Annotated in this window: 12 protein-coding genes; all 12 read left to right on the forward strand. The window is 54.4% G+C overall.

Annotated features, from left to right (window positions below; genetic code table 11):
• Positions 1–2 precede the first annotated feature (2 nt).
• The 12 genes from G5B47_RS24220 (at position 3) to lysS (ending at position 11,006) form a co-directional block, all read left to right on the forward strand.
• A complete protein-coding gene (locus tag G5B47_RS24220; protein WP_206107523.1) occupies positions 3–938 on the forward strand; it encodes a peptidylprolyl isomerase in 936 nt (311 codons plus the stop codon).
• Between the two features lie 237 nt (positions 939–1,175).
• Positions 1,176–2,114: a cysteine synthase A gene (gene cysK, locus G5B47_RS24225; RefSeq protein ID WP_165103884.1), complete on the forward strand. Its 939-nt coding sequence runs from the start codon at positions 1,176–1,178 to the stop codon at positions 2,112–2,114.
• 393 nt (positions 2,115–2,507) lie between these two features.
• Positions 2,508–4,199, forward strand: a complete 1,692-nt coding sequence (locus G5B47_RS24230) for an anthranilate synthase component I family protein (RefSeq protein WP_235950248.1) — start codon at positions 2,508–2,510, stop codon at positions 4,197–4,199.
• Complete coding sequence (pabA, locus tag G5B47_RS24235) at positions 4,196–4,777, forward strand: aminodeoxychorismate/anthranilate synthase component II (protein WP_165103890.1); 582 nt, start codon at positions 4,196–4,198, stop codon at positions 4,775–4,777. Before G5B47_RS24230 ends, pabA begins: the two co-directional genes overlap by 4 nt.
• A complete protein-coding gene (locus G5B47_RS24240) occupies positions 4,774–5,655 on the forward strand; it encodes an aminotransferase class IV (protein ID WP_165103893.1) in 882 nt (293 codons plus the stop codon). Before pabA ends, G5B47_RS24240 begins: the two co-directional genes overlap by 4 nt.
• Positions 5,652–6,497: a dihydropteroate synthase gene (folP, locus tag G5B47_RS24245; protein ID WP_165103896.1), complete on the forward strand. Its 846-nt coding sequence runs from the start codon at positions 5,652–5,654 to the stop codon at positions 6,495–6,497. Before G5B47_RS24240 ends, folP begins: the two co-directional genes overlap by 4 nt.
• A gap of 20 nt (positions 6,498–6,517) precedes the next feature.
• Positions 6,518–6,880 (forward strand): dihydroneopterin aldolase, encoded by a 363-nt coding sequence (gene folB, locus G5B47_RS24250; RefSeq protein ID WP_165103899.1) that lies wholly within the window; start codon positions 6,518–6,520, stop codon positions 6,878–6,880.
• 10 nt (positions 6,881–6,890) lie between these two features.
• Positions 6,891–7,439: a 2-amino-4-hydroxy-6-hydroxymethyldihydropteridine diphosphokinase gene (folK, locus tag G5B47_RS24255; RefSeq protein ID WP_165103902.1), complete on the forward strand. Its 549-nt coding sequence runs from the start codon at positions 6,891–6,893 to the stop codon at positions 7,437–7,439.
• Entirely contained in the window at positions 7,391–7,603 is a 213-nt protein-coding gene (locus G5B47_RS24260; RefSeq protein ID WP_165103905.1) for a helix-turn-helix domain-containing protein, read from the forward strand. Before folK ends, G5B47_RS24260 begins: the two co-directional genes overlap by 49 nt.
• A gap of 16 nt (positions 7,604–7,619) precedes the next feature.
• Complete coding sequence (gene dusB / locus G5B47_RS24265; RefSeq protein WP_165103908.1) at positions 7,620–8,642, forward strand: tRNA dihydrouridine synthase DusB; 1,023 nt, start codon at positions 7,620–7,622, stop codon at positions 8,640–8,642.
• 199 nt (positions 8,643–8,841) lie between these two features.
• Positions 8,842–9,321: a transcription elongation factor GreA gene (gene greA / locus G5B47_RS24270; protein ID WP_165103911.1), complete on the forward strand. Its 480-nt coding sequence runs from the start codon at positions 8,842–8,844 to the stop codon at positions 9,319–9,321.
• A 164-nt stretch (positions 9,322–9,485) separates the two neighbouring features.
• Complete coding sequence (gene lysS / locus G5B47_RS24275) at positions 9,486–11,006, forward strand: lysine--tRNA ligase (RefSeq protein ID WP_165103914.1); 1,521 nt, start codon at positions 9,486–9,488, stop codon at positions 11,004–11,006.
• Positions 11,007–11,122: the final 116 nt, after the last annotated feature.

Genomic DNA, 11,122 nt, shown 5'->3' on the forward strand with positions numbered 1-11,122 from the left:
GGATGACGAGACAGGAGCGCGCTCTGCGCAAGGCCGTCCTCGTTCTGGCCGGGTTCATCCTGCTTCTTGCTGTCATTCTGTTACGGGAATGGCGGAAAGAACAGGGAACGGAACGGGACGATGAAGGCGAAAAAACAATAGCGAAGGTGGCCGGCCAATCCATTTCGCTGCGGCAGTGGCAAGATGAGCTTCAAAAGAAGCATGGCGACGAGGTGCTGCTCGCGATGCTGAACCGGATTGCGGTGGGGGCCGAGGCCAAAAGGCTCGGGATCTCCATCTCGGATCAGGAAGTCGACCGGGAACTGGAGACGGCGGCTTCCGGATATGGTTCGAAGGAGCAGTATTATGCACAGATGGAATCGGAGCTTGGTCTGACCAAGGAGGAAGTCCAGGAAGAAACCGCATACAGGCTTACGCTTCAGGCGGTGGCCACGGCCGGAATTGTTATTACCGACAAGGAAATCGATGAGTATACCCGGCAAAATCCGGACCGCTTCCGTCCCGTCAAGGAGATCGGACTGTCGATTATCAAGGTTCATACCTATATGGAGGCGGAACGGGCTTTGGACCGGATCGAGTCGGGAGAGGATTTTGCCGCTCTGGCACAAGAGATTTCCATTGACGAGGACAGCAGAATTCATGGAGGCCGGGTCGGTACGGTGGAGGAGAACGATCCGTTTTGGCCGCAGGAACTGTTGAAGGCTGCAGCGGGACTTAGCCCCGGGGATGTTGCCGGCCCTTTTCAGGTTGAGGGCGGATATGCCGTCATTCAAACTGACAGAGTAACCGCCCCGCCGATGCCGGACGACCGAGAAATCAGGGATCAGGTCCGTCAGGAGCTTGCCTTGGAGCAGGCTCCGCCGCTGCAGCAGGTCGAGGATAATCTGCGTACCAAATATGGAGCAGCAATAGATGTTGACAAGGGACTTCAAGATTGATAATATGAGAGTAACGTAAAACCTACTGATTTAGTCGGATTAGGACGACGGCCCTACATTAACCGTCGTACAGCGCGGGGTTTGGCGCGCGGCGTTCTATACTTTCGGGGGCAGACCCGGCATGACCAATGTTGAACTGAGGGCGGCCGCTGATGACCCAAGGGGCAAATGCTAAAGACTTAGGTCACAAGTAACACATTTTTTATCTCATTTATCATTCTTAGGAGGTTTTTGCTCATGTCTAAAGTGGTCAACAATGTAACGGAGCTTATCGGAGGAACCCCGCTTGTACGCTTGAACCGGATTGTACCGGAAGGCGCGGCGGAAATTTACGTGAAGCTTGAATACCAGAATCCGGGTTCCAGCGTTAAGGACCGGATCGCCGTCAGCATTGTCGAGGAAGCTGAGAAGGAAGGCCGCCTCAAACCGGGCGATACGATTCTCGAAGCGACCAGCGGCAACACCGGTATTGGTCTGGCCATGGTGGCGGCAGCCAAAGGATACAAAGCCATTATCGTTATGCCTGAAACGATGAGCTTGGAGCGACGCAACCTGCTGCGCGCTTACGGCGCGGAACTCGTGCTGACACCGGGATCGGAAGGCATGAACGGCGCGGTTAAGAAAGCCGAAGCCATCCTGGCCGAGAATCCTAACTATTTTGTTGCCGAGCAGTTCAAGAATCCGGCCAACGTGAAGATTCACCGCGAAACGACTGGACCGGAAATCGTAGAAGCAATCGATTCGATCGGCGGATCGCTGGACGCTTTTATTGCGGGTATCGGTACAGGCGGAACGATCACCGGCGCCGGCGAAGTGCTGAAAGCGAAATATCCGGATATCAAGGTTTACGCGGTAGAGCCTGCGGCTTCGCCAATTCTGGCGGGCGGCAAACCGGGCCCTCACAAAATCCAAGGTATCGGAGCCAACTTCATTCCGGACATTCTGAACCAAAATGTTTATGATGAAATCATTCATGTTGAAAATGACGAAGCTTTCGAAACGGCGCGCCGTGTAGCGAAGGAAGAGGGCATTCTGTCCGGTATTTCTTCGGGAGCCGCTGTCTTCGCAGCGATCAAAGTCGCTAAAGAATTGGGAGCCGGCAAACGCGTTGTTGCGATCGTTCCAAGTAACGGCGAACGTTACCTCAGCACACCGCTGTACAACTACGAAGCTTAATATTTTTTCTGAGAAAATGTAAAATGTACGGTAAAGAGCCTTTGACTTCCGCCTTTGAGCGGTGGTTGAAGGCTTTTTTATTTGGGAAAGTATAATAGTTCCCGGCCTTTCGGTTTAACGGGTACAGATGCCTGGAGGATGCCTGTAATTCTGCTCCTGAAGTTTAAGCGTTTAGACGGATAGCGCAGCCCGTTCTTGAGTCTATGGATTGTTAGCTATTGATTTTGAGCTGATCGCTTTGAACCTAACGGTCCTGGCTTATTCGATATTATGAAGTTTGCGACCATCTTTTCCCGGTAAAAAAAGCCGCCCTTGCGGTTAGGCTTTTCAAAATTGGCGAAAATACAGTATACTGACAGGCAAATAGCTATTGAGGCGTTTAGGAGGATGAACTTGGAGATCGTTGCGGGATGGAAGGAATGGGAGCAGTGGGCCGCCGAAGGCTGGAACACCCTGCCTCTGGTCATACGATCGCAGCATAACCCGGGCGGACTGCCCCACTCTTGGAAAAAAGCATGGGAAATCGCGTCGCCTTATTCCGTCGTGCTGGAAAGCGGCAAGGGAGGCCGCTATACGTACCTCGGCTTGCGCCCTTCATCCGTGCTGACCGGCAAAGGGGAGCGCGCCGAGGTGCTGCGGATCACCGGCGGGGATAACGTGGAAGCCGGCGGCCCGGCGGGAGAAGAAACCGGGGAGCTTGAGGGTGCGCCGCTTGAGGTGCTGCGCCGGTGGATGGCTCCGTATGCTTCTCCCCGTCCGGACAATCCCGCCCTTCCGCCATTTACGGGGGGCTGCGTCGGCTTTTTGTCCTATGACGTGGTCCGTTCGCTGGAACGTCTGCCTGCCGTTTCGGAGGATGACCCGGGATTTGCAGACTATCTCTGGATGCAACTGGATGAGATATGGATATACGACCATCAGGAGGAGCAGCTGTACTGCGCGGTCCACACCTTACTTCCTGCCAAAGACCGGCCTGATATTCCAGCTCCGGAGAACGTGCTGAATGCGGAGGATGCTTCTTCCGAGCACCCTTCCTCGGGCTCCGATTCCGCCGGAGAGCTCAGAGCGCTCTATGAAGAGTCGCTGGGAAAAGCGGAGGGTATGCTAAAGCGGTGGCGGGATATATGGGAAGCGGCAGAGGAAGAAGAGGCCGATGCGGCCAATCCGCCCGTTCCGGATATTCCCGCGTCGGCCGAATCCGGCGAATGGCCGGGGATGACCTCGGCCTTCACCCGGGAGAAGTTCCAGCAGGCTGTGCTGGACATTCAGGAATACATCCGCCAGGGCGATGTATTCCAGGTGAACCTGTCGCTTCGCCAGGAAGCGAAGCTGAACTCCTCGCCGGAGGAGGTGTACGAGTGGCTGCGCAGGCTCAATCCGTCCCCGTACATGGGGCTGCTTCGCTCGCCCGGCTTCGCGCTGTCCAGCGCTTCGCCGGAGCTCCTCGTCAAGCTGCACGGGGACGAGGTGAGCGCGCGGCCGATTGCCGGCACCCGGCGCAGGGGCCTGACTCCCGCGGAGGACGCCGCCATGGAGGCGGAGCTTCGCGGGAGCGTCAAAGAGACGGCCGAGCATATTATGCTCGTCGATCTGGAGCGCAACGACATCGGCCGTGTCTCCGCGTATGGAACGGTTCACGTGCCGGAGCTCATGACCGTGGAGCGGTACTCGCATGTCATGCATCTGGTCTCCCAGGTCAACGGACGGATCGCCGAGGGGAAGGATGCTTACGACACCATTGCGGCGATGTTTCCGGGCGGAACGATTACCGGCGCGCCGAAGGTAAGGACGATGGAGATCATCGAGGAGCTGGAGCCGGTCCGGCGCGGACCGTATACGGGTTCGATAGGCTGGATTGACTACGGCGGCAATATGGAATTAAATATTATTATACGAACGCTTGTCGTAAAGGACGGAACAGGTTATATTCAGACGGGCGCGGGCATTGTGATCGACTCCGATCCGTACCGCGAATACCGGGAATGTCATAATAAAGCCAAGGCCATCGTCAAGGCGGTCCTGTGCAGCGAGGCTGCACGGGAGAAGCGGAGGGGCGGCGGCGCGGAGGGAGCGACAGAAACATGATACTCGTTATCGACAATTATGATTCTTTTACGTATAATCTCGTGCAGTATTTAGGAGAACTGGGCGAGAAGGTCGAGGTGCGCCGCAACGATGAAATCTCCATCCAGGAGATTGAAAAAATGGCGCCGGACCATATTCTGATCTCTCCGGGACCGTGTACACCGAATGAGGCGGGCATCAGTCTCGAACTGATCGACCATTTTAAAGGAGTCATCCCGATCTTCGGCGTCTGCCTCGGCCATCAGGCGATCGGACAGGCATTTGGCGGCAATGTCATTCGCGCGGAGCGCCTCATGCATGGCAAAACCTCGCCCATCCATCACAAAGGAGGTTCGGTCTTCGAGGGATTGGAATCGCCATTTACCGCGACCCGGTACCACTCCCTGCTTGTGGAGCGCGAGAGCCTGCCGGACTGTCTGGAAATTACCGCCGAAACGGCGGAAGGCGAGATTATGGGGCTTCGCCACAAGGAGTATCCGATTGAGGGCGTGCAGTTCCATCCGGAGTCGATCATTACCGATCACGGCCATACGATGCTCCGCAATTTCCTGAAACGAAAAGCCGGCAAGACAGTATGAATTATATAGGAGTCAATGGCGGCGTTGTCGACGCCGCAGATGCCGTGGTTTCCGTCAGGGATCACGGCTTTTTGTACGGCATCGGCCTGTTCGAGACGTTCCGGACATACGGCGGAGAGCCTTTTTTGCTGGAGCGGCACTTGAAACGGATGGCGGGAGGATGCCGCCAGCTCGGCATTCCTTATGAGCCGGACATTGACGGTCTTACGGAATGGACCCTGAAGCTCATGGAGCGGAACGGGCTGCAGGAAGCCTATATCCGCTATACGATAACAGCGGGCGAGGATGTGTTGGGTCTTCCGGCCGGAGACTATACGCACCCGAATCAGGTGCTGTTCGCCAAGGCTCTGCCGCCCCGCCCCCCCGAGCTGGATACGAACGGCAAAGAGCTTCAGCTGCTCAAGCTGCGCCGGAACACGCCCGAAGGCAAAGTGCGCTTCAAGTCACTGCATTATATGAACAATATTTTGGCCAAAAGAGAGCTGACGCTCTACCCGCCCGCAGCCCGCGGCGCAGAAGGACTGATGTTAACCGAGCGCGGAGAGGTGGCGGAAGGCATCGTCAGCAATGTGTTTTTTGTGAAAGAGGGACGGTTGTTTACACCGGATGAGTCTACGGGCATACTCCCGGGAATTACCCGGGAAATGGTCATGGAGCTTGCGCGGAGCGAAGGTCTGGAGGTGGAGACCGGCCTGTATCCATGGGAAATGCTGAGTACGGCGGACGAAGTCTTTTTAACCAATTCCGTTCAAGAGCTCGTACCGGTAACTACGCTGTGGAAAGAGAATGAACAAAGGACGGTCGGAAGCGGGACAGCGGGTCCCGTCACTTCCTTGCTTCTCAAGAAATATCGACAGAAAGCGGGCATAGAGCAATGAAGCCTACACTGTATTCGCGAAAATATACTTGCGGTCCGACAGAGCTTGCTTTGGGAACGCGGACTTTGGTCATGGGCATCCTGAATGTCACGCCGGATTCCTTTTCGGACGGCGGACTTTGGGACAAGCCCGAAACGGCGGTGCGCCATGCGCTTCAGATGGCGGAGGAAGGGGCCGACATGATCGACATCGGCGGCGAATCGACGCGCCCCGGACATGTGCCGGTGAGCGCCGACGAGGAACTGAGCCGGATCCTTCCCGTTATTGAAGCGATTCACCGCGCTGCACCACAAATTCCGCTATCGATCGACACGTACAAGGCGGAGGTGGCGAAGCAGGCGATTGCCGCCGGAGCGCATATCATCAATGACATCTGGGGGGGCAAAGCCGATCCCCTCATGGCACAGGTCGCTGCTGAAGCGGGCTGTCCGATCATTTTGATGCATAACCGTCATGAACGGAATTACACGGATTTACAGGCCGATATGATCGCGGACCTGCGCGAAAGCATCGATTTAGCTTTACGGGCGGGAGTTAAGGCGGAGAACATCATCCTCGATCCCGGCATCGGCTTTGCCAAGGACTACGATGAGAATTTACGGGCCATGATGTCGCTTGGCGCTTTGACGAAGCTCGGCTATCCCGTGCTGCTTGCCACGTCGCGCAAACGGTTTATCCGCACGGCGCTTGACCTGCCGGTTGACGATGTCGTTGAAGGTACTGCGGCCACGGTGGCTTTTGGCATCGCTCAGGGTTGTCAGATTGTACGCGTTCACGATGTGCGGCTGATCAAACGTACCGTTACCATGTGCGACGCCATGCTCTATTCCGTTAATAAATAAGGAAAGGCGGCACCGCCAATATGGACAAAATGAAGCTTCACCGCATGGAATATTACGGATATCACGGCGTGTTTGAAGAGGAGCGCAAGCTGGGCCAGCGCTATTACATTGATCTGGAGTTTGAGCTTGATTTAAGCGGAGCGGGACGCAGTGATGATTTAGAGCAGACGGTGAATTACGCCGAAGCGCATGCTTTGGTTAAAAATATTGTCGAATTAGAATCGTACAAGTTAATTGAAGCTTTGGGTGAACGTATTGCATCTGCCGTACTTGACACTTATACTATTATCAACGCGGTAACGGTCAAGGTGACCAAGCCGCATCCGCCGTTCGATGTTCATTTCCAGGGAGTAACCGTGGAGCTGTACCGAACGAGAAAGTGAGAACCGATTCATGAGTAATCATTCCCCCTCTGAGCAGTCAGAGGCTTATATTGCTTTAGGGGCCAATTTGGGAGACCGCGAAAAAAGTCTAAAAGAGGCGCTTACTCTCCTTAATGCCCATGAAGATATTGAGGTTCTGCGCTGCTCCGGCGTATACGAGACCGAGCCTGTCGGTTATTTGGACCAGCCGAACTTTTTGAATATGGCGGCAGCTCTGCGCACGTCGCTGCTGCCGGAAGCGCTCCTTACCGTTATGCTGGGGATTGAGGATCAGTTGGGACGGGTAAGGGAGATTCAGAACGGTCCGCGGACAGTGGATTTGGATTTGCTTTGGATGTATGGACAGACTATAGAAACGCCGCTTTTGACACTGCCGCACCCCCGTATGCTGGAACGCGCATTCGTGCTTTTTCCGCTCCGCGATATTGTGCCGCAGGATGAACCGTCCGGGCTCATTGAACGAGTAACGGACGCGCTGGGCAAGTTAGACGGAAGGGAAGGAATCAAGTTGTGGACAACAAGCGGGTGGGAAGGCGGATTCGGGCATTCCGCAAGCTAAAGGGCTATACTCAGCAGGAGCTGGCGGACCGCACCGGCATTTCGCTTGCTGTGCTTGGAGCGGTGGAGCGGGGAAACCGACGTTTGGAAGATCAAATTTTAGATAAAATTGCGATAGTTTTGGAGGTCGGGGTCAAGGAACTGACCGACTCATCCTCAATATAGAAGGAAGTGAAACAGCATGCTTAAAATCGGCAACATCGAAATGAAGAACCAGGTCGTGCTCGCGCCCATGGCTGGGGTCTGCAATCCGGCTTTCCGGCTGATCGCCAAAGAGTTCGGAACGGGTCTGGTCTGCGCGGAAATGGTCAGCGACAAGGCGATCGTGCACGGCAACAAGCGGACACGCGAAATGCTGTTTGTCGACGAACGGGAGAAGCCGCTGAGCCTGCAGATTTTTGGCGGAGACCGCGAGTCGCTTGTCGAAGCCGCCAAGGTAGTCGACAAAGAAACGAACGCCGATATTATCGATATCAACATGGGCTGCCCCGTGCCGAAGGTGACCAAGTGCGACGCCGGTGCCCGCTGGCTCCTTGAGCCGAATAAGATTTATGAGATGGTCTCGGCGGTCGTCGACGCCGTTGAAAAGCCGGTAACCGTCAAAATGCGGATCGGCTGGGACAGCGAACACATCTACGTCGTGGAGAACGCCCAAGCTGTTGAACGGGCGGGAGGCCAGGCGATCAGCGTGCATGGACGGACGCGCGAGCAGTTGTACACCGGACACGCGGATTGGAGCTACATCCGTCAGGCCAAGGAGGCTGTGTCCATCCCGGTCATCGGCAACGGCGATGTGCAGACGCCGCAGGATGCCAAAGCGATGCTGGATCAGACCGGCTGCGACGGCGTAATGATCGGACGGGGCGCGCTCGGCAATCCGTGGATGCTGTACCGCACCGTCCAGTATCTCAGCACCGGAGAGCTGCTGCCCGATCCATCTCCGAAAGAGAAGATCGACGTCGCTATTTTGCATATGGACCGGCTGGTTGCGCTGAAGGGCGAAGCGGTGGCTGTACGCGAAATGCGCAAGCATCTGGCCTGGTATTTGAAAGGTCTGAAAGGCGCGGCCCGCGTGAAGGACGTTATTATGGAAGAAACGAAACGCGACGAAATGGTGCGGATTTTAAATGATTTTGTCGACAGGGTTTCGGAAGAAGAAACGGGCAGTGCAGAGGAAGTTAAAGCGTCCGTTTCTACGGTATAATAACCGCTGTCGTGCGGAATTTGGAGGCGCCGGGCGATACGAAGGCTGTCATTGACATTTTGTAACGGTTCCCATATAATTTCACAGTATAAATTCGCCGTTTCAAATAATGCAAGGCAGCGGAGGGTTCTTATCCCTTCGGATTCGCATATAGTTATGGTGTTTTCAATAAATGTATACGACAGGAGAATCGGTTAAGATGAGCGATAAAGAAGTCATCCTTACCCCGGACGGACTCAAGCGTCTGGAAGAGGAATTGGAGAACCTCAAATCCGTTAAGCGCCGCGAAGTAGCCGAGCGGATTAAAGTAGCTATCGGATATGGGGATATAAGCGAGAACTCGGAGTATGAAGACGCCAAGAACGAACAGGCTTTTATCGAAGGCCGTATCATTACCTTGGAGAAAATGCTCCGCAATGCCCGCATCATCAACAGCGATGAAATCAACACCGAGATCGTCAGCGTCGGCGTAACGGTAACCGTAGAAGACATGGAGTTCGGGGATGTCATGGAATATACGATCGTCGGAACCGCCGAATCCGATCCGCTCAATAACAAGATTTCCAACGAAAGTCCGGTCGGCAAAGCGATTATCGGGAAGAAAAAAGGCGCTATCGTCGATGTCAACGTGCCTGCAGGCGTTATTCAATATAAAATCATTGATATTAAGATGAAATAAATTTCGGATCTGTTGTTCGGCCACATTCGACTGCTACCGGTGAATGGTGGATGATGCCGGATACAGCAGACGGAAAACCGTTTGGATAAGCTTCCTTAGGGAAGCTTTTTTCAGGATATAAGAAGGATTAAGGTTCAAATCTGTTTTTGAAGGGATGACACGCAATGAGTGAAGAAATCAGCAATCAGGCGAGTGCGGAGAGCGAACTAAGCGAGCTGCTGCAGATTCGCCGCGGCAAATTGGACGAGCTTCGCGAGCTTGGAATCGATCCGTTCGGCAAAAAATACGAGCGTACGAATAATGCCGGTAATATCTTAGCTAAATATGACGGATTGACGCATGAAGAGCTGGACGAGCAGGCCGTTCATGTAAGCGTCGCGGGCCGGATTATGGCCAAACGGACAATGGGTAAAGCCAGCTTTGCCCACATTCAGGATCTTAGCGGCAAAATCCAGATTTACGTTCGTCAGGACAGTGTGCCTGAGGTCCAATATGCGGCATTCGGCGTCCTTGATCTCGGGGATATTATCGGTGTTACCGGCACTGTCTTCAAGACCAAGACCGGCGAGACGACAATCAAGGTGAGCGAGATTGAAGTGCTGTCCAAATCGCTGCTTCCGCTTCCCGATAAATATAACGGTCTTAAAGACGTCGAGCTGCGCTACCGGCAGCGTTATGTCGATTTGATCATTAACCCTGAGGTTCAGCAGACCTTTATCGCCCGTTCGAAGATTATTCAGTCGATGCGCCGCTATCTGGATTCGCTCGGCTATCTGGAAGTGGAGACGCCTACCCTTCATGCCATCGCTGGCGGCGCTGCGGCCCGTCCGTTCATTACCTACCACAATACGCTCGAGATGGAGCTGTACATGCGGATCGCGATTGAACTGCATTTGAAGCGTCTGATCGTCGGCGGTCTGGAGAAGGTATATGAAATTGGCCGCGTCTATCGTAACGAGGGCATTTCCACCCGTCACAATCCGGAATTCACCATGATCGAGCTTTATGAGGCTTATGCCGATTACACGGATATCATGCGCCTGACCGAGAACTTGATCTCGCATATCGCACAAGAAGTGCTCGGCGCACAAAAGGTCAATTACCAAGGCCATGAGGTCGACTTGACTCCGGAGTGGCGCCGCGTATCGATGGTGGATGCGGTCAAGGAAGTCACCGGTGTCGATTTTGGCGTGCATATGACCGACGAAGAAGCTCATCGGCTTGCCAAGGAGCATCGTGTTCCAGTTGAAAAGCATATGACCTTCGGCCATATCCTGAATGCGTTCTTTGAACAGTTTGTCGAAGAGACGCTGATTCAGCCTACGTTCGTCACGGGACATCCTGTCGAAATTTCGCCGCTCGCGAAGAAGAACGATCATGATCCGCGGTTTACCGACCGGTTCGAGCTGTTCATCGTAGCGCGTGAGCATGCCAATGCATTCAGCGAACTGAACGACCCGATTGACCAGCGCCAGCGGTTTGAAGCTCAGCTTCAGGAGAAGGAGCAGGGCAACGATGAAGCACATGAGATGGATGAGGACTTTATTCGTGCGCTGGAATACGGCATGCCTCCGACAGGCGGCCTTGGCATCGGCGTCGACCGCCTTGTTATGCTGCTGACCGACTCGGCGTCCATTCGTGATGTGCTGCTGTTCCCGCATATGCGTAACCGTGCAGGAGAATAAAGAGCGAATTCTATTTATAATATAGAAGAATTAAAGCCCAGGGAATCGGCGGAGCGTCCGGATTTCCTGGGTTTCTTAATTTTTTTCTATAAGTCTATTGCAATCGGGAAATGGAT

Source organism: Paenibacillus apii (genome assembly GCF_011043685.1).
Lineage (GTDB): Bacteria > Bacillota > Bacilli > Paenibacillales > Paenibacillaceae > Paenibacillus_AQ > Paenibacillus_AQ sabinae.